Genomic DNA, 17,841 nt, shown 5'->3' with positions numbered 1-17,841 from the left:
TTACGGCGCAGCACGTTCCGACACGCGGATAGCGGCCGCGAGCAACTCGGCCGCGTGTCGCGGTCGCACATCGGGCAGGAGATCGCGGATCTGCGTACGGCAACTGAACCCGTCCGCGACGACGAGCGAATCGGCGGAACGGGCCCGCAGGGCAGGCAGCAACGCGTCCTCGGCGCAGGCGACGGACACTTCGTAGTGCCCCCGCTCGAAGCCGAAATTGCCTGCGAGACCGCAGCATCCGGCATCGAGGACATCGACCTCGGCGCCGGTGGCGGTGAGCAGCTCCCGATCGCGGTCGAAGTGCAGAATCGCATGGTGGTGGCAGTGCGGCTGCACCACGGCGGAACCGCTGATCCGCGGGGGCGACCAGTCGGGGGCGCGTTCGGCGAGCAGTTCGGCCAGCGTGCGGGTCTGCCCGGCCAAGCGGTGGGCGTCCTCGTCGCCGTGCAGCAGCTCGGGCAGGTCCGAACGGAATACCGCCGCGCAGCTGGGCTCGAGTACGACGACCGGAACGCTCTCGCGCAGTGCGGGTTCCAGAATGCGCAGGGTGCGCCGCAGAATGCGGCGGGCGGTCGGCAGCTGGCCGGTGGATATCCAGGTCAGGCCGCAGCACACGGTTCGGTCCGGGATCTCGACGTGGAATCCCGCCGCGGCGAGCACCTCCGCCGCGGCCTGCGCGATGCCGGGCTCGAAGTTGTTGGTGAAGGTGTCCGGCCACAGCAGCACCCGGCCGTGGGGAGCCGCGGCGAGACCGTCCGAGCCGGTGAACGTCTCGGTGAACCGCGTGCGGGCGAAGCGGGGGAGCTGCCGTCGCGGATCCACCCCGCCCACGCGGGCGATCACCCGACGCAGTCCGGGGGCGTGGGTCAGCGCGTTGACGACCGGCGCGGCGGGCGCGGCCAGCCTGGCCCACAGCGGAATCCATCCCATCGAGTAGTGGGCCATCGGACGCGGTCGGAGATGGTAGTGATGGGACAGGAACTCCGCCTTGTAGGTCGCCATGTCCACGTCGACCGGGCAGTCGCTGCGACACCCCTTGCAGGCCAGGCACAGATCGAGAGCGTCGCGCACCTCGGTCGAGCGCCAGCCCTCGGTGATGACGTCGCCCTCGAGCATCTCGAACAGCAGACGGGCCCGGCCGCGGGTCGAATGCTGCTCCTCGCGGGTGGCCCGGTAGCTGGGGCACATGACGCCGCCGCTCTCGCCGCGGCATTTGCCCACGCCGACACAGCGATTGGCGGCATGGCTGAATCGGAATCCATCGTCGGGGAAGGCGAAGTGCGTCGCGGGTTCCCACGGCCGATAGTTCACGCCTTGGCGCAGATCGCCGTCCAACGGTCGTGGCTGGACGATCTTTCCCGGGTTCATCCGGTTGTATGGATCGAACAGGTGCTTCAGCTCGCCGAACGCCTCGACCACGGTGTCGCCGAACATGATGCGCAGCAGTTCGGCGCGTGACTGCCCGTCACCGTGCTCGCCCGAGAGCGAACCGCCGTAGTCCGTCACCAGATGCGCGCTACGCGTGACGAATTCGCGATAACGGGTGATGCCGTCGGCGGTGCGCAGATCGAAGGGGATGCGGGTGTGCACGCACCCCTGGCCGAAATGACCGTAGAGCGAGCTGGATTCGTAGTCGAACACCTTCAGCAGCCGCTCGAAGTCGCGGAGATAATCGCCGAGCCGCTCGGGCGGCACCGCCGCGTCCTCCCAGCCCTCGTGCGTCTCACGGCCGCCGGGCGGATACGCGGTGGCGCCGAGCCCGGCCTCGCGCGCCGCCCACAGCTCGGCTTCCCGCTCGGGCTCGTCGACCAGGGTGGCGCTCACGCCGGCGTGGTGCGTGACCGCGCGGATCATCCGGTGGGCCGCGCGGTCGGCCTCGTCGGGGCTGTCGCCGTCGAATTGCACCATCAGCCAGGCGTGTCCGTCCGGCAGCCGCCGGATCGCCTGCTCGGCGAGGTGCCGGCTGTGCTCGAGCCGTACGAGCCGTTCGTCCAATCCCTCCAGTGCGGCCGGGTGATGCTCCAGCACCTCGGGCACCGCGTCGGCGGCGGCGAACACGTCGGGGAAGCCCAGCACCACGAGCGCTGTCGCGGCGGGGACCGGGACCAGGTCGAGCTCGGCGCGCAGCACTGTCACCAGGGTGCTCTCACTGCCCACCAGCAGTGTGGCGGCATCGGAACCGTGTTCCGGCAGCAGCGCGTCGAGGTTGTAGCCCGAAACCCGCCGGGGGATGCGCGGATAGGCGCGGCGGATGTCGCCGGCGTGGCGTTCGGTCAGATCGCGCAATCCGGTGCGCAGCGGGTCGGTGAGTCCGGCCATCCCGGGGCCGACCCACATGCGGGTGCCGTCATAGGTGAGCACTTCCAGCCTGCGCACCGAATCGGCCATCTTCCCGTAGGCCTGCGCGGTGGAACCGCACGAGTTGTTGCCGATCATCCCGCCGATGGTGCAGCTGACGTGGGTCGCCGGTTTCGGACCCACCATGAGGTCATAGGGCCCCAGCTCGGTGTTCAGGGCGTCGAGGGCGATGCCCGGTTCGGCCACCACGGTCCGCGCTTCCGCGTCGAGTTCGGTGACCCGGTGGCAGTACTTGCTCCAATCCAGCACGACCGCCGCGTTGCAGCATTGACCCGCCAGACTGGTGCCGCCGCCCCGCGACAGGACGGGCATATCGTGTTCGCGGCACACCGCCAGCGCGGCTTCGGCATCCTCGGGTGTGCGGGGCACGACCACGCCCAGCGGCAGCGCCCGGTAGTTGGACGCGTCGGTGGAGTACGCCGCCCGTGATCCCGGATCGAAGCGCACCTCCCCGGCGACGGCGCGTCGCAGATCGGCTTCGACCGCCTCCAGGGGCAGCCGGGTGCGTTGTCGGGCTCGGTGCTGTCGATCGGATCCGGCCGTCATCGGCGTGCCTCCACTCCGGTGGTCACCTGCGGGTTTCGGTTCTGCTGTCGCGAATACCCGCTGTGCCCGACTGATCACGTGCCGATTGGGGTGCGGGTTCGCGGGTACTCGGGCGCTGTTCGCGGAGAACCGGCACAGGGACAGGAGACACCATGGCCCGGCAAGTGAGTGATCACGTCGTGCAGCGGTTGCGGGAATGGGGTGTCGAGCAGGTTTTCGGCTATCCCGGCGACGGCATCAACGGCCTCATCGCGGCTTTCGGTCGCGCCGACGGTGACCCGGCCTTCATCCAGGCCCGGCACGAGGAGATGGCCGCTTTCCAGGCGACCGGGTACGCGAAGTTCAGCGGCACGGTGGGGGTGTGCACGGCGACGTCCGGTCCCGGCGCGATCCACCTGCTGAACGGGCTGTACGACGCGAAATTGGACCATGTGCCCGTGGTGGCGATCGTCGGCCAGACCGCGCGCAGCGCCATGGGCGGCAGTTACCAGCAGGAAGTGGATCTGCAGAGCCTGTTCAAGGACGTGGCCTCGGACTATCTGGTCGAGGTGAACGTGTCGAGCCAGCTGCCCAACGCGCTGGACCGCGCCTTCCGCACCGCCCTCACCCGGCGCGCGCCGACCACGGTCATCATTCCCTCGGATCTGCAGGAGGAGAAATACGAAGCGCCCGAGCACGAATTCAAACAGGTGCCCTCCAGCTCCCCGGGCGCGCTGGCGGCGCCGACGGTGGTTCCGCCTCGCGCGGAGATCGAGCGCGCGGCCGAAATCATCAATGCCGGAACCAGAGTCGCGATCCTGGCCGGACAGGGCGCGCGCGGGTGCGCGACCGAACTCACCCGCATCGCCGAACTGACCGGCGCCGGCGTGGCCAAGGCGCTGCTGGGCAAGGACGTGCTCTCCGACGAGCTGCCGTTCGTGACCGGTTCGATCGGGCTGCTCGGCACGCGGCCCAGCTATGAGCTGATGCGCGATTGCGACACCTTGCTGATCGTGGGCTCGAATTTCCCCTACACCCAGTTCCTTCCGGATTTCGGACAGGCCCGCGCCGTCCAGATCGACATCGACGGCACCATGATCGGCATGCGCTATCCGACCGAGGTCAACCTGGTCGGCGACGCGAAAGCCACACTGACCGAACTGATTCCGATGCTGGCGCCGAATCCGGACCGGGCCTGGGCGATCGACATCCAGGAGAGCGTGGCCCGCTGGTGGCAGACGATCGAGAACCAGTCCATGCTCGACGCGAAGCCGGTCAACCCGATGCGGGTGGCCTGGGAGCTGTCGCGGCGCCTGCCCGAGAACGCCATCCTCACCTCCGATTCCGGTTCGGCGGCCAATTGGTACGCGCGTTGCCTGCGCTTCCGCGGTGAGATCCGCGGATCGCTGTCGGGCACGCTGGCGACCATGGGGCCCGGGGTGCCGTACGCGATCGGCGCCAAGTTCGCCCGCCCTGATCGCCCGGTCATCGCCCTGGTCGGTGATGGGGCGATGCAGATGAACGGGCTCGCGGAACTGATGACCGTCCAGCGGTATCAGGATCGCTGGGCCGATCCGCGACTGATCGTGTGCGTCTTCCACAACAACGACCTCAACCAGGTCACCTGGGAGCTGCGCGCCATGGGCGGTGAACCGAAATTCGAGGAATCGCAGACACTTCCGGACATCTCCTACGCGGACGTCGCCCGCTGCATGGGCTTGGCCGCCGTCGCGGTCGACCGTCCCGAGGACGTCGGCCCGGCCTGGGACACCGCATTGTCCGCGGACCGGCCGGTGCTGCTCGACTTCCGCACCGACCCGGAAGTGCCGCCGATACCCCCACACGCCACCTGGGAGCAGTTGAAGGCCACCGCGGAAGCCATCCTGCGGGGCGACCCCGGCGGCTGGCACCTGATCGTTCAGGGCGCGAAGACCAAGGCCCAGGAGATGCGCCCGGCCCGGCACTGACCGGCGGGACGCCGCCTCGAAACAAAATGGCCGACAACCTGTTTCGGGTCCGAAGCCCCGGGTAGGTCCTGAATGTCCCTGCAATCGATATACGGAGGTATATCCCATGTCAGAGCACGAGAAGAGCGGTCCTCGGGAAGGCGCCGAAGGCGTGGTCGAGGGTGTCAAGGGCGCGGCCAAGGAAGCCGCGGGCAAGGTCTTCGGCAATGAGGGGCTGCGCGAGGAGGGGCGGGCTCAGCAGGACAAGGCCGAGGCCCAGCGCGACGCCGCCAAGCGGGAGGCCCAGGCCGAGAAGGATCGCGCCCGGGCCGAGGCCGAGGAGCAGCGGCAGCGCGCGCAGCAGCACCGCTGATCCGATTCCTACGTAACCACACCGAAATCCCCTGGCTCGCAGCGCGACAGGCCAGGGGATTTCCCCTGTGCGCCCACACTCGCGGAACGGCATCGATTGCCCCGTTAGGCGGCCGATTGTCGGGGTATTCGCCCGTCAGGAGAAGGTGATGAGAAATGAGAACTTTCACGAATGACCGTCGGGTGTGGCGTGGACGCCGCCGCACGGGCGCGAGCAGCCTGTTGCTGCTGGTGGTCGTGATCTGGCTGATCATCGGAGCCGTGGCCGCCGGGCAACGGCACTATTACGACAGCGCGCCGAGCAACTGCGCGAGCGCCGGAACCATCGCGGTCACGATAGTGGCGGGTCCGCTCAACTATCTCGGCCTGAACCCGAAGATCGCCGACTGCCATGTCGATGTGCCGCAACCCAGTCCATGAGTGACCGGCACGAAACCCCCACCGAACGGCTGGATCGCAATTGGAACAGCCTGATGCAGGAATTGCGCGTCGTGCAGACGGGCGTGCAATTGCTGACCGGTTTCCTGCTGACACTGCCGTTCCAGGCGCGATTCACCATGCTGTCCGGCGTGATGCGGGTGGTCTACCTCGTGGTGGTGGCCGCCTCGATCGGCGCCACCATCTGCCTGATCGCGCCGGTCGCCGCGCATCGAATGCTGTTCCGGCGGCACCGGCTCGAGAATGTGGTGACCGCCGCGCATCGTTATGCGATCGTGGGCCTGGGCTTGCTCGGTGTCGCGTTGACCGGGGTGGCGGTGCTCATTTTCGACACCGTCGGCGGTACCTGGCCGGGAATCGTCGCCGGAATTGTTTCCGGCATCCTCTTCGTGGCCATCTGGGTATTGCATCCATGGCATGAGCATCGCGGCAGGAGCGCTTGAACCCGCGATCGCAGGGGTCCGGCTCAACGGGGACCGTGCCTTCGTCCCATGGAGGGGCGTCGTCACCGGACGGTTACTCCCGCGACCGCGTGGTAATCGAACCGAGTGGAACCGACCCGGATCGAGCAGCCGCACGTATTGCGGGAGTACGCGTTCGTCGCCGACGGCGAACGGGGCGCGCTGATCGGTCCGCGCGGTGACATCGCGTGGCTGTGCGCACCGCAATGGGACAGCGCGCCGGTCTTCGACACGCTGATCGGGGGATCGAGCGTCTACTCGGTGACTCCCGACGAGCGCTGCGTCTGGGGCGGCTACTACGACCCCCGGACACTGATCTGGAATTCCCGGTGGGTCACCGGATCCACGGTGATCGAATGCCGTGACGCGCTGGCCTTTCCGGGAGACGAGCATCGGGTCGTCGTGCTGCGCCGGGTGCGGGCGCTGCACGACGAAGCCCGGGTCCTGGTCGAACTGAACCCGGTCCACGACTACGGAAAGGCGCCGCTGCGCGATGTCCGGCGCGCGGCGGGTGCGTGGGAGGCGCGGTGCGGCCGACTCCGGCTGCGGTGGAGCGGTGCGCCCGACGCGGTGTTCGATGAAGACCCGGAGTGCCCGGGTTGGCGTCTGCTCCTGCGAGTGCCACCCGGCGAGTACCGGGACCTGGTCCTCGAACTGTCGGACATCGGTTTGCCCGATGCTCCGCCGGATCCAGAATTCTCCTGGACGGCAACGGAATTCAACTGGAATCGGGAGGTACCCGGGCTGCGGGCGAATGCCGCGCCGCGCGACGCGTCCCACGCGTACGCGGTGCTGCGCGGTATGACCGGGTCCAGCGGCGGCATGGTCGCCGCGGCCACCACCGGGCTGCCCGAACGGGACGAACAGGGAGCCAACTACGACTACCGCTACGTCTGGATCCGCGATCAGTGCCTGGCCGGGCACGCGGCCGCGGCGGCCGGCGCGTTACCCCTGCTCGATTCCGCGGTCGGCTTCATCGCCGAACGCCTGCTCGCCGACGGTCCGTCGTTGATGCCCGCCTACACCCTGCGAGGCGAGGCGGTGCCGCGTGAGCGGGACGTCGACCTGCCCGGCTATCCCGGCGGCACCGCGGTCGTCGGCAATCGCGTGCGAGATCAGTTCCAGCTCGACATCTTCGGTGAGGCGCTGCTGATGTTCGCCGCCGCCGCCCGCCACCACCATCTGCCGGCCGAATGCCGGTCAGCGGTCGGTGTCGCGGTGGAGGCCATTGCCGCACATCATGATCGGCGTGACGCCGGGATCTGGGAGATCGACGACGAGCACTGGGCGCACTCGGGGCTGATCTGCGCCGCCGGGCTGCGGGCGGTCGCCGGATTGCCGGACACCGGAGCCGACAGCGCCATCTGCGCCGGCTTGGCGGACGCGCTGGTCTCGCGGGTGGCGAAGACGAGTGTGCACCCCACCGGCCGCTGGCAGCGGTCGCCGCAGCATCCGGAAGTGGATGCCGCGCTGCTCCTGCCGATCATCCGCGGCGCCGTGCCGCTGGATGATCCGCGAGTCCGGGCCACGGTGTCCGCGATCGCGCGCGAATTGTCCAGCGACTACTACGTTTACCGGTATCGCGACGGCGAGAACCCGCTCGGCGGCAACGAGGGCGCCTTTCTGCTGTGCGGCTTCGCGATGGCGATCGCGACGGCCGATCTGTCCCTGCCCGTCACCGCGGCCCGCTACTTCGAACGCAACCGCGCCGCCTGCGGCACACCGGGCCTGTTCGCCGAGGAATTCGATGTCGCGCAACGCCAGTTACGGGGCAATCTACCGCAGGCGTTCGTCCACGCCTTACTGCTCGAAGCGTCCAATCATCCGGCTCTGCAACGGGAATGGGCGGATCTCGAACCAGACGACGGTCCGCCGTGACCGGGGAGTCATGGCGAACCGATGCCCGGGGCGGTTCAGGCTCGGCCGAGAGCGTGGGCGAGCTGCGCTTTCGACATTCCCGAGCGGCCCTTGATGTTTCGCTGCTTGGCCTCGTTGTACAACTGGTCCTTGGTCAGGCCCTTGGGTCCGCGCCGGCCCGAACGCTCACCACCACGCTGTTGCGGGGACTTACCCTGCAAGGACGTCCGGCTGGCGGTCTTGGTCTCGCCCGCCCGGGCACGATTCTTGTTGACCGTGCGGGCACCGATCTCCCGAGCCCGGGCCGGGCTCTCGCCGCGCTCCTCGGCGGAGTCGCGGACGTGCTCGTACTGACGTTCGTCTTTCTTCGTCCATTCCTTGGGCATGGCACTGCTCCGATGCTGTGTCTCCGCTCTCTGAGCGGGTACGCCGAAGGCATCAGCACTCGGCGAGGAGGGTAGGGACATGATCGCAGTACCCGGAACCGGCGGACCGAACCTGTCGATCGGGATCGATCCGGACCACGATCAGGCCGGGTGACGGGATGTCCGAGCGCCAGGATTCGACGGTGTCGGATGACCCGGGGTCGGCCGGGCAGTCCGGTGCGTCGGGCGGACGCGGTTCGCTGCGGGACGCGGTCCGGCCGGGTCTGCTGATCGGGGCGGTGGGAGTCGTGTTCGGCGACATCGGGACCAGTCCGATCTACACGATGCGGACCGTGTTCGATCCCTCGGACCCGCACCCCGTGCCGGTGGAACCCGCCACTGTGTACGGGGTCGTGTCGCTGGTGTTCTGGTCGGTGCTGATCATCGTGACCGTCACCTATGTGCTGCTGGCCATGCGGGCCGACAACGACGGTGAGGGCGGGATCATGGCACTGATCACGCTGGTGCGACGCTTCGCCGCGCGCGGCCGCCGGCCCGCCGCGGTACTGGCGGCCCTCGGAATCTTCGGCGCGGCACTGTTCTTCGGCGACAGCATGATCACTCCCGCCATCTCGGTGCTGTCCGCGGTGGAGGGGATCGAGGTGGTGGAACCGTCGCTGGCCAAGGCCGTCGTCCCGGTCACGGCGCTGATCATCGTGCTGCTGTTCATCTTTCAGCATCGCGGCACCGAGTCGGTGGGCCGGTTGTTCGGGCCGGTGATGGTGATCTGGTTCCTGGCGATCGCGGCGTGCGGCATCGGCGGGATCTGCCGGCATCCGGCGATCCTGAAGGCGCTGTGGCCGGGCTACGCGCTCGGCTTCCTCGCCGGGCATTTCGCCGTCGCGTTCTTCGCGCTGGCCGCCATCGTGCTGGCGGTCACCGGAGCGGAGGCGCTGTACGCGGATCTGGGGCACTTCGGCCGCCGATCCATCACCACCGCTTGGCTTGTGCTGGTGCTGCCCGCCTGCGTGCTCAGCTATTTCGGGCAGGCCGCCCTGATCCTCGGGACCCGCGCCCACGTGGCGAGCCCGTTCTTCCTGCTGGTCCCGCAGTGGGGTCGGCTGCCCATGGTCGCCCTCGCCACCGCGGCGACGGTGATCGCGTCGCAGGCGGTGATCACCGGCGCGTATTCGGTGGCGTCCCAGGCCGCGCGGATCGGATACCTGCCGAGACTGCGCATCGCGCACACCTCGGCCTCGGCGCCCGGGCAGATCTACGTGCCGTGGGTCAACTGGCTGCTGCTGGTCGCGGTGCTCACCCTGGTGCTGGCCTTCCGCAGTTCGACCGCCCTGGCCTTCGCCTTCGGTATGGCGGTCACGTGCACGATCACCATCACCACCCTGCTGCTCGGCTACCTCGCCCACGCGAAATGGCAACTGCCGCTGTGGCTCGTCGTGGTGGTCTGGACGCCCTTGCTCACGGTGGACCTGCTGTTCGTCGCCGCCAACCTCACCAAACTCCTGCACGGCGCCTGGCTGCCGCTGCTGATCGGCGTGGCCGCCTTCGTGGTCATGACGACCTTCCAACGCGGGCGCGGCGTGCTGGCCGACGAACGCGACCGCCTGGAAGGCTCCCTGCGCGAGTTCGTCGACGACCTGTGGCACGACCCATCACGGTTGACGATCGTCGACGGCACCGCCGTCTTCCTCAGCCGCGGCAAGGACGCTGTGCCGCTGGCCCTGCGCGCCAATGTCGAACACAACAGCGTCCGCCACCGTCACACCGTCATCGCTTCGGTGGAAACCGAACCCGTCCCCCGAATCGCACCCGACGACCGCGTCCGCGTCGACCACCTCGGCTACCGCGACGACGGCATCGTCCACGTCACCGTCCGAGTCGGCTATATGGAAACCCCCGATGTCCACGCCGCCCTGGCCGCCCTCGACACCGACGAGGCCGAAGGCGAACTCGACCTGGACCACGCCTCCTACTTCCTCTCCGAGATCGAACTACGCGCCGCCGACCACCCCGCCATGTCCCGTTGGCGCACCAGGCTGTTCATCGCCACCAGCCACCTCTCCGCGGACGTGGCCGACTACTTCCGCCTGCCTCGCCACCGCACGGTGACCCTCGGCGAGCGCATCGAGGTCTGACCGGCCTCCGGCGCGGACATGGCGCGGGCGGGTGTGTGAAAGCGCCCGGCTCGGGTAAGCGGGCGATACGCAGACATCCGGGTTTCCGGCCATCGAGCGGAGGAGAGTCGCCACATGGACAGTGAGAGGAACGACAAGCAGCGCCAGCTGGATTCGTATCGCGTCGCGCGGGACCGGGGCTACCTGACCACGCAGCAGGGCGTCCGGGTGGACGGCACCGACGACACGGTGAAGGTGGGCGATCGCGGCCCGGCCCTGCTGGCCGACTTCCACGCCCGCGAGAAGATCACGCACTTCGATCACGAGCGGATTCCCGAACGCGTCGTGCACGCGCGCGGTGCGGGGGCCTACGGGCGCTTCCGGCCGCATACCGGGTGGCTGGGCCGGTTCACCACGGCGCGGTTCCTCACCGATCCGGCCGTGGAGACGCCGGTGTTCGTGCGGTTCTCCACGGTCGCGGGATCGCGCGGATCCGCCGACACCGTGCGCGACGTGCGCGGCTTCGCGACGAAGTTCTATACCGCGGAGGGCAATTACGATCTGGTCGGCAATAACTTCCCGGTCTTCTTCATCCAGGACGGCATCAAGTTCCCCGACTTCGTGCACGCGGTGAAACCCGAGCCCCACAACGAGATCCCGCAGGCCGCCTCGGCCCACGACACCCTCTGGGACTTCGTGGCGCTGCAACCGGAGACCCTGCACGCGATCCTGTGGCTCATGTCGGACCGGGCCCTGCCGCGCAGCTATCGGATGATGCAGGGCTTCGGCGTGCACACCTTCCGGCTCGTCGACGCCGACGGGCAGTCGACATTCGTGAAATTCCACTGGAAACCCAAACTCGGCGTGCACTCGCTGCTGTGGGACGAATGCCAGCAGATCGCCGGGCGCGACCCGGACTTCAATCGGCGCGATCTGTGGGACTGCATCGCCGCCGGGCAGTACCCGGAATGGGAGCTCGGGGTGCAGCTGATCCCGGAGCATCGGGAATTCGATTTCGACTTCGATCTGCTGGACGCGACGAAACTGATTCCGGAGGAATATGTTCCGGTGCGACCGGTCGGGACCATGGTGCTCGATCGCAATCCGGACAACTTCTTCGCCGAGACCGAACAGGTCGCCTTCCACACCGCGAACCTGGTGCGCGGCATCGATTTCACCGACGATCCGCTGCTGCAACTGCGCAACTTCTCCTACCTGGACACGCAGCTGATCCGGCTGGGCGGGCCGAATTTCGCGCAGCTGCCGATCAATCGGCCGGTGGCGGACGTGGCCAACCACCAGCAGGACGGCTACGGACAGCACGCCATCCCGCAGGGCGAGGCGGCCTACACCGAGAACACGATCGGGGGCGGCTGCCCGGCCCTGGCCGGGGACGGTGCGTTCCAGCACCATTCCGAGTCGCTGTACGGCGCCACGGCCCGGGGGCGCGGTGCGAAGTTCCGCGAGTACTACACGCAGCCACGCATGTTCTGGCGCAGTATGTCCGAACCCGAAGCCGATCACATCGTGGCCGCCTTCGCCTTCGAACTCGGCAAGCTGACCAGGCCGGAGATCCGCGAACGCGTCCTCGAACACCTCGCGCGCATCGACGCCGAGCTGGCGGTCCGGGTGGCCGCCGAACTCGGCATGCGGGTCCCGGGTGTGTCGTACAACGGGGAGGTGACCGCGTCGCCGGCGCTGTCGCAGTCGAGCCTGCCCGGGGAGGGCATCGCCACCCGCAAGATCGCCGTGCTGATCGCGGACGGCGTCGACGCCGACGGGCTGGAACGGGTGAGTTCCGCGCTACGAGGACGCGGCGCGGTGCTGGAAACCCTGGCGGCCCACGGCGGCGAGGTCGGCGCCGAGGGCGGCGGGACCGTGCCGGTGGACCGTTCGCTGGCGACCGTGTCGTCGGTGTTGTACGACGGTGTCCTGGTCGCGGGTGGTCCGGACGCGGTCGAATCGCTGGGCGGTGACGGTCCCGCGGTCCACTTCGTGCTCGAGGCCTACAAGCACGCCAAACCGATCGGCGGATTCGGGGCGGGCGCGTCGCTGCTGCGGACCATCGGACTGAGTCCGATACCGCCCGAGGATGGGCTCGGCACTGTCGACGGCGTCGTGGTCACCACGGCATCCGGACGGGACATCCCGGCGCGATTCGCCGATGCCTTCGCGGAAGTCCTTGCGCGGCACCGGGTCTGGCGACGCATCACGCACGCCGTCCCCGCGTGACCCTCCGATCACGGAACTCGGTCGCTACTTCTTCGGGACGAGGATTCCGGTGAGGTCCGCTTCCCGGATCGGGGTGTCCGGGTTGCGTTGCGCCTCGCACATCACGGTGATGGCCGCGATGGACGCGTCGACAGTGTCCGGCGCGGCCGTCGGGGTCACCTTCGTGTCCTGTTCGAGATACTTGCGAACGGTGATCCGCTGCTTCGCCTTGTCCTGCTGGGTGAATTCGCTGCACGGTGTGCTGCCGCCCTTGTTCACGACTTCCTTGGCCTGATCGCATGCCCCCGTGAGGGGAATCAGCAGTGCCGCGGCCAGGATGGTCACGATGCGAACGGTGTGTCCGGTCATGGGGAACACTTCCTCGTATTTCGGTCACCCCCTGTGCCGATTGCCCGGTCCCGTGCACCCGAAACAACCACTCCGCTTCGTCGAAACGAACTGTCCGGCAGTTCGTTTCCGTACCGCGACCGCAGCGCGCGAACCTACCGATTCCCCGGCCCGTGACAGTGTGGGCCGGGGAGTTCCGGGTTCAGCGACGCGCTTCGGGGATCGTCCGATCACCAGTAGTGCGCGCGGCCGCCGATCGGCCGTCCGGCCGCCCCGAGCAGCCACAGGACTGCGCCGATGAGCAGCAGAATGACACCGATGGTCGTGAGGATGCCGATCCCGAGAACCAACCCCAAGATCAGCAGAATGAGGCCCAGGATGATCATGACTGTTCCTTCGTGGAAAGCGGCTATGGCCCTCACGCAGTTCCCGGCGTATCGAACCTCAAACGCTGATCAGCCCACGGGTATCACCGGAAACAGTCGCCGATAGCCAGGGGGCGGCGTTCCGCGTGGGCGTTTACCGGAGGGCGTCCCGGGCGACGACACGCAGGGTGTCCAGTGACGGGTCCGCGGGGTCGGGGACGTTCATTCCGGCGGCGATGCCCGAGCGGAGGTAGTCGATCACGGCGACGTCGATCAGTTCGCCGGGCACGATGACGGGGATGCCGGGCGGATAGGGCGTGACCTGTTCGGCGGCGATCCGTCCGGGAGCGCGGTCGATCGGAACCGATTCGCAGGGCGCGAAGAAGGCGTCGCGCGGCAGCATGATCGAATCCAGTTGCAGGTCACGAGGACTGGGCAGGTGGATGTCAGGGGGCGCGGGGTCGCGCAGCTGGGTGCGCCAGGCGATGAGACCGGCGACCAGGGCGTCGACGGTTTCCGGACTGTCGGCCATGGACAGGGTCGCGAGGATACGGCGGTGGTCGCACAGGCCGAGATCGATGCGCCGGTGCTCGCGCATCCAGTCGGTGATCTCATACCCTGATGCGCCGGTGGCGGAGACATCCATCAGTACCTGGAGCCGATCCAGGTCGTGGGAGGCTTCGACGCCGAGCAACTCGTCCTCCATCACCGATATGCCCGGGATGGCATCGAGTTCGCGGCGCGCGTACCCGGCGGTCTCCAGTGCCGCGTCGAGCAGGTCGTGGCCGTGCTCGACCATCTGCCGCCGCCAGCCGTCCATGGCGGCGTACAGCAGTACGTTCGGACTGGTCGTCATGAGCAGATCCGCGCACTCGCGCAACCGATTCCGGTCGACGAGATCGCCCTGGAGATGGAACACCGACCCTTGCTCGAATCCCGCGCCCATCTTGTGCACACTGACCAGGCAGATGTCCGCGCCCGCGTCCATGGCCCAGGTCGGCAGGTCCTCGTGGAACGGCAGATGGGCACCCCACGCCTCGTCGATGATGAGGGGTTTGCCGTGGCTGTGGCAGACCTCGGCGATTGCGGCGATGTCGGCGCAGGTGCCGTACGGGGTGGGACTGACGATCAGCGCACCGGCCGCTTGCGGATATCGCTCCCAGGCCCGGTGCACCTGTTCCGGCGACGGCGCGTGCGAGAGGTGCCGAGCCGCATCCCATCTGGGTGGCACCCAGTAGGGCCGCACGCCGGCGAAGATCAGTCCGGCGACGATCGATTTGTGGCTGTCGCGGCCCAGGATGAGCCCGCCGTCCCCGCCCGCGACGGCCATCATGGCCGCCTTCACCGACAGCGAACTGCCACAGGTGGAGAAGAAGGCGTAGTCGGCCCCCACCGCGTCGGCCATGAGTTCCTCGGCGTCGGTGAGATGGTGGCCGCGGGACAGGCGATCGTCCATGCCCGATCCGGCGAGGATGTCCGCGCGCAGGGCCGGGCCGAGGATCTCGTTCACGCGCGGATCGGCTCCGCGTGACTGCCGGTGGCCGGGCGGGGTGAAGCCGTAGCGGCCCTGGCGCTGATAGTCGGCCAAGGCATCGAGTATCGGTGCGGCGGAATGATTCACGATCCCTCCTCTGTGGTTGGGCGGTGGGGCCGGGCCACCTCAGGTACCGCGGAGCTTGTCCAGCAGCGGCTGGGCGGCCTCGGCCAGGAATCGATCCTGTTGTTCGTCACCGATCTGGACCAGCGCGACATCGGTGAAGCCCGCCGCCAGGTAGGGGTGCACGGATTCGGCCATGGCGTCGAGGTCGGGGCCGCAGACGATCTGCTCGGCGATGTCGTCGGGGCGGACGCACTGCGTGGCGTCGGCGAATCCCGCCGGGGTGGGCAGGTTGGCGTTGACGTCCCAGCCGCCGGTGGACCAACGGAACTCGTCGTGTGCGCGGTGAATCGCCTTGTCCCGGTCGGTGTCCCAGCTGACGGGAACCTGTCCGGTGACGCGCGAGGGTTCGTCGTCGTGCTCGGCGATTCGAATGCGCTGCCAGGCGTCGACGAGCTCGGGGTCCGGATCGGTGGTGATCATCTCGTCGGCCAGCGGCGCGAAGCGCCGGACCGACCGGGGCCCGGAGACCGCGACGGCGATCGGCACGGGTTGGGCGGGCAGATCCCAGATCTTGGCGGCGTGGACCCGATACCACCGCCCATGGCGGCTGATCGTGTCCCCGGTCAGCAGGTCCCGGATGAGGCCGATGGCCTCGGCGAGCCGGTCCTGGCGTTCGTCGAGACCGGGCCAGCCCGCGCCGATCACGTGCTCGTTGAGGCTTTCGCCGCTGCCGAGTCCGAGGGTGAACCGGCCCTCGGCGAGGATCTGCAGGGTCGCCGCTTGCTGCGCGACGACCGCCGGGTGGTAGCGCATGGTCGGGCAGCACACATAGGTCATCAGCGGAATGCGGTCGGTGGCCTGTGCGACCGCGCCGAGCATGGTCCAGGCGTGGGGTGCGTGGCCCTGGGACTCGAGCCAGGGCGAGTAGTGATCGGAGCTGACCAGGAAGTCGAATCCGGCCTGTTCGGCCGCGACCGCGTAGCGGACGAGCTCGCGCGGGCCGCTCTGCTCGGTCATCAGGGTGTATCCGAACCGGGTCACGGCGGTGTCCTTCCGTTCGGTGCGATGGGATACCCGTCGGCTACCCACTGCCGGCCCGGAATCACCGACGGCCCCCTGCGACTGATCGGGGAATCCGCAAATGCCGGGCCCGCCGGACGGGTTGAGCAGACTGCACGCACGACCTCATCCCATCCGAACCCGTGCGGCCCGACCTGGCGCTGAGCGAGGTGGATCCCGGCTCGTTCGACGGCGTGGTGATCCCCGGCGGCACGGTCAACGCCGACAAGCTCCGAACCAACGCCACGGCAAGGGAACTCGTTCGATCGCTGATCGCGGCGGACCGCCCGATCGCGGCCATCTGCCATGGCCCCTGGCTGCTCGTGGAGGCCGCGGTGGTCGCGGGTAAGACACTGACCTCGTACCACTCGTTGCGCACCGATCTGGTCAACGCCGGGGCGACCTGGGTCGACCAGCCGGTCGTCCGCAGCGACGCCGAGGGCTGGACGCTGATCACCTCTCGCAGACCCGACGATCTCCCCGACTTCGTCGACGCGATCGCCGCGGAATTCTTGGTGCGCACCTCCTGACGGTGGTCGATTCGCCACTGCGCGCGGGAGTCACCCCCGCGATCGCGGGGTAGTCGGACCGGATTTCGCGGGATGGTCCAGCCTCGGGTAGAGCAGCTCCCGGACCAGCAGGAGCAGACTGGCGGCGACGGGAATGGCGAGCAGCGCGCCCAGCACGCCGAGGATCGAACCGCCGATGAGCACCGCGACCACCGTCACCACCGCCGGAACCTGCACCGTGCGCCCGATGATGCGCGGCACCAGCAGATAGTCCTCGATCATGCGCATCGCGATGAAGAAGACGACGGTCGCCACGCAGACCGGCAGTGAAACCGTCAGTGCGACAAGCGTGATGGCGATGCCCGCCAGTGTGGAGCCGATCAACGGGATGAGGTCCAGCACCGCCGCGAGCACGGCCAGCACCAGCGGGAACGGGACGCCGAACGCCGCCAGCCAGATGAAGGTGACCACTCCGGTGATCAAGGAGATCAACAGATTACCCAGCACGTAACCGCCGACCTTGGCGAAGATCGCATCCCCGAGCAGGATCGCGCGCGGCCGCCGATCGCGCGGAACCAGCCGATACAGGTTGGCGCGCAAGGCCGGGAAGTTCGCCGAGAAGTACGCGGTGAGCACCGCGACCAGCACGGTGGCGGTGACGCCGCCGAAGATCACCTTCCCCGCGCCGACCAGGCCGTGCGAGACCTTGCCGAAATCGGCGTCGGAGGTCTCCCTCAGCCGCTGGTCGAGGTGGAATCGCTCGGCGGCCTCCCGGACCAGGGGATAGCGGTCCTCGAGGCCGCGCAGCGCGTCAGGTGCGTGATGGAGCAGACCCTGGCCTTGATCGATCAATGGCGAGATGGCGGCCCACAGGAACCCGGCCAGACCGCCCGCGACGATCAGGAACACCAGGGCGACGGCGAAACCGCGCCGGACATGGTGTCGAATCAGCCAGGACACCGCGGGCTCCATGCCGATGGCGAGAAACAACCCGGCCGCCACCAGGAGCAACGCCTCGTGCGCCGCGAGGACGACCCGCACCGCGCCGACCGTCACCAGCACCCCGGCGGCACCGGTCAGCCCCACCATGAACGGTGAGTTCCGGTCGAATCTGCGCCCGGGCCTGCCGAGCGGATGCCGATCGCTGGAGAGTTCCGCCGCACGTTCCTCGGCAGCCTGGATCGGGGCCGGTTCGCTGTCGGAGTGCGGCTGTCCGACCTGTTCATGGTGCGCTGTTTCGTCGTTCATGATGCTCGATCCCGTGGGAAAACTGGTTATCGCAGTAATAGCCCGCA

Annotated in this window: 15 protein-coding genes; 8 read left to right on the top strand and 7 right to left on the bottom strand. The window is 68.4% G+C overall.

Going from position 1 to position 17,841, the window contains the following annotated elements; genetic code table 11:
• Window positions 1-2,904 (bottom strand): FAD-binding and (Fe-S)-binding domain-containing protein, encoded by a 2,904-nt coding sequence (locus ACQPYY_RS20930; RefSeq protein WP_433590659.1) that lies wholly within the window; start codon window positions 2,902-2,904, stop codon window positions 1-3.
• Between the two features lie 152 nt (window positions 2,905-3,056).
• On the opposite strand from ACQPYY_RS20930, the gene ACQPYY_RS20925 reads away from it, so the two are divergent.
• From ACQPYY_RS20925 to ACQPYY_RS20905, 5 genes are all read left to right on the top strand, one after another.
• Window positions 3,057-4,850, top strand: coding sequence for a thiamine pyrophosphate-requiring protein (locus tag ACQPYY_RS20925; protein ID WP_433590658.1), 1,794 nt, complete (start codon window positions 3,057-3,059; stop codon window positions 4,848-4,850).
• A gap of 106 nt (window positions 4,851-4,956) precedes the next feature.
• Window positions 4,957-5,202 (top strand): microaggregate-binding protein 1, encoded by a 246-nt coding sequence (mbp1, locus tag ACQPYY_RS20920; protein WP_357277725.1) that lies wholly within the window; start codon window positions 4,957-4,959, stop codon window positions 5,200-5,202.
• Between the two features lie 155 nt (window positions 5,203-5,357).
• Window positions 5,358-5,621: a hypothetical protein gene (locus ACQPYY_RS20915; protein ID WP_379104319.1), complete on the top strand. Its 264-nt coding sequence runs from the start codon at window positions 5,358-5,360 to the stop codon at window positions 5,619-5,621.
• Window positions 5,618-6,082 (top strand): DUF6328 family protein, encoded by a 465-nt coding sequence (locus tag ACQPYY_RS20910; RefSeq protein WP_433590657.1) that lies wholly within the window; start codon window positions 5,618-5,620, stop codon window positions 6,080-6,082. Before ACQPYY_RS20915 ends, ACQPYY_RS20910 begins: the two co-directional genes overlap by 4 nt.
• Before the next feature lie 105 nt (window positions 6,083-6,187).
• Window positions 6,188-7,978: a glycoside hydrolase family 15 protein gene (locus tag ACQPYY_RS20905; RefSeq protein WP_433590656.1), complete on the top strand. Its 1,791-nt coding sequence runs from the start codon at window positions 6,188-6,190 to the stop codon at window positions 7,976-7,978.
• Window positions 7,979-8,013: 35 nt separating this feature from the next.
• On the opposite strand, the gene ACQPYY_RS20900 is transcribed toward ACQPYY_RS20905, so the two are convergent.
• Window positions 8,014-8,343: a plasmid stabilization protein gene (locus ACQPYY_RS20900; protein WP_433590655.1), complete on the bottom strand. Its 330-nt coding sequence runs from the start codon at window positions 8,341-8,343 to the stop codon at window positions 8,014-8,016.
• Between the two features lie 158 nt (window positions 8,344-8,501).
• Between ACQPYY_RS20900 and ACQPYY_RS20895 the strand changes: the two genes are divergently transcribed.
• Together ACQPYY_RS20895 and ACQPYY_RS20890 are read left to right on the top strand one after the other, a co-directional pair.
• The gene (locus ACQPYY_RS20895; RefSeq protein ID WP_433590654.1) at window positions 8,502-10,475 is read left to right on the top strand and encodes a potassium transporter Kup; all 1,974 of its coding nucleotides are present in this window, start codon (window positions 8,502-8,504) and stop codon (window positions 10,473-10,475) included.
• A gap of 114 nt (window positions 10,476-10,589) precedes the next feature.
• Complete coding sequence (locus ACQPYY_RS20890) at window positions 10,590-12,686, top strand: catalase (RefSeq protein WP_433590653.1); 2,097 nt, start codon at window positions 10,590-10,592, stop codon at window positions 12,684-12,686.
• A gap of 24 nt (window positions 12,687-12,710) precedes the next feature.
• Here ACQPYY_RS20890 and ACQPYY_RS20885 read toward each other — a convergent pair whose 3' ends face one another.
• The 4 genes from ACQPYY_RS20885 to ACQPYY_RS20870 form a co-directional block, all read right to left on the bottom strand.
• Window positions 12,711-13,034, bottom strand: coding sequence for a hypothetical protein (locus ACQPYY_RS20885; protein WP_433590652.1), 324 nt, complete (start codon window positions 13,032-13,034; stop codon window positions 12,711-12,713).
• Between the two features lie 209 nt (window positions 13,035-13,243).
• Window positions 13,244-13,399 carry a hypothetical protein gene (locus ACQPYY_RS20880; protein ID WP_357277705.1) on the bottom strand — a complete coding sequence of 52 codons (156 nt, stop codon included), beginning with the start codon at window positions 13,397-13,399 and terminating at the stop codon, window positions 13,244-13,246.
• Window positions 13,400-13,532: 133 nt separating this feature from the next.
• Entirely contained in the window at window positions 13,533-14,999 is a 1,467-nt protein-coding gene (locus ACQPYY_RS20875; protein WP_433590651.1) for an aminotransferase class I/II-fold pyridoxal phosphate-dependent enzyme, read from the bottom strand.
• Window positions 15,000-15,038: 39 nt separating this feature from the next.
• Window positions 15,039-16,019 (bottom strand): TIGR03557 family F420-dependent LLM class oxidoreductase, encoded by a 981-nt coding sequence (locus tag ACQPYY_RS20870; RefSeq protein WP_433590650.1) that lies wholly within the window; start codon window positions 16,017-16,019, stop codon window positions 15,039-15,041.
• A 161-nt stretch (window positions 16,020-16,180) separates the two neighbouring features.
• Between ACQPYY_RS20870 and ACQPYY_RS20865 the strand changes: the two genes are divergently transcribed.
• Window positions 16,181-16,567: a DJ-1/PfpI family protein gene (locus tag ACQPYY_RS20865; protein WP_433590649.1), complete on the top strand. Its 387-nt coding sequence runs from the start codon at window positions 16,181-16,183 to the stop codon at window positions 16,565-16,567.
• Window positions 16,568-16,597: 30 nt separating this feature from the next.
• On the opposite strand, the gene ACQPYY_RS20860 is transcribed toward ACQPYY_RS20865, so the two are convergent.
• Complete coding sequence (locus tag ACQPYY_RS20860) at window positions 16,598-17,794, bottom strand: AI-2E family transporter (protein WP_433590648.1); 1,197 nt, start codon at window positions 17,792-17,794, stop codon at window positions 16,598-16,600.
• Window positions 17,795-17,841: the final 47 nt, after the last annotated feature.

The sequence above is a fragment of the Nocardia sp. CA-145437 genome (assembly GCF_050956485.1).
GTDB lineage: Bacteria > Actinomycetota > Actinomycetes > Mycobacteriales > Mycobacteriaceae > Nocardia.
The sequence above is the reverse complement of the archived record's forward strand: the minus strand, read 5'-3'. Positions and strand labels throughout refer to the sequence as shown.

Coding starts and splice junctions, on each gene's coding strand:
- ACQPYY_RS20930 (WP_433590659.1), bottom strand. CDS start 2,904: ATGACGGCCGGATCCGATCGACAGCACCGAGCCCGACAACGCACCCGG.
- ACQPYY_RS20925 (WP_433590658.1), top strand. CDS start 3,057: ATGGCCCGGCAAGTGAGTGATCACGTCGTGCAGCGGTTGCGGGAATGG.
- mbp1 (WP_357277725.1), top strand. CDS start 4,957: ATGTCAGAGCACGAGAAGAGCGGTCCTCGGGAAGGCGCCGAAGGCGTG.
- ACQPYY_RS20915 (WP_379104319.1), top strand. CDS start 5,358: ATGAGAACTTTCACGAATGACCGTCGGGTGTGGCGTGGACGCCGCCGC.
- ACQPYY_RS20910 (WP_433590657.1), top strand. CDS start 5,618: ATGAGTGACCGGCACGAAACCCCCACCGAACGGCTGGATCGCAATTGG.
- ACQPYY_RS20900 (WP_433590655.1), bottom strand. CDS start 8,343: ATGCCCAAGGAATGGACGAAGAAAGACGAACGTCAGTACGAGCACGTC.
- ACQPYY_RS20895 (WP_433590654.1), top strand. CDS start 8,502: ATGTCCGAGCGCCAGGATTCGACGGTGTCGGATGACCCGGGGTCGGCC.
- ACQPYY_RS20890 (WP_433590653.1), top strand. CDS start 10,590: ATGGACAGTGAGAGGAACGACAAGCAGCGCCAGCTGGATTCGTATCGC.
- ACQPYY_RS20885 (WP_433590652.1), bottom strand. CDS start 13,034: ATGACCGGACACACCGTTCGCATCGTGACCATCCTGGCCGCGGCACTG.
- ACQPYY_RS20880 (WP_357277705.1), bottom strand. CDS start 13,399: ATGATCATCCTGGGCCTCATTCTGCTGATCTTGGGGTTGGTTCTCGGG.
- ACQPYY_RS20860 (WP_433590648.1), bottom strand. CDS start 17,794: ATGAACGACGAAACAGCGCACCATGAACAGGTCGGACAGCCGCACTCC.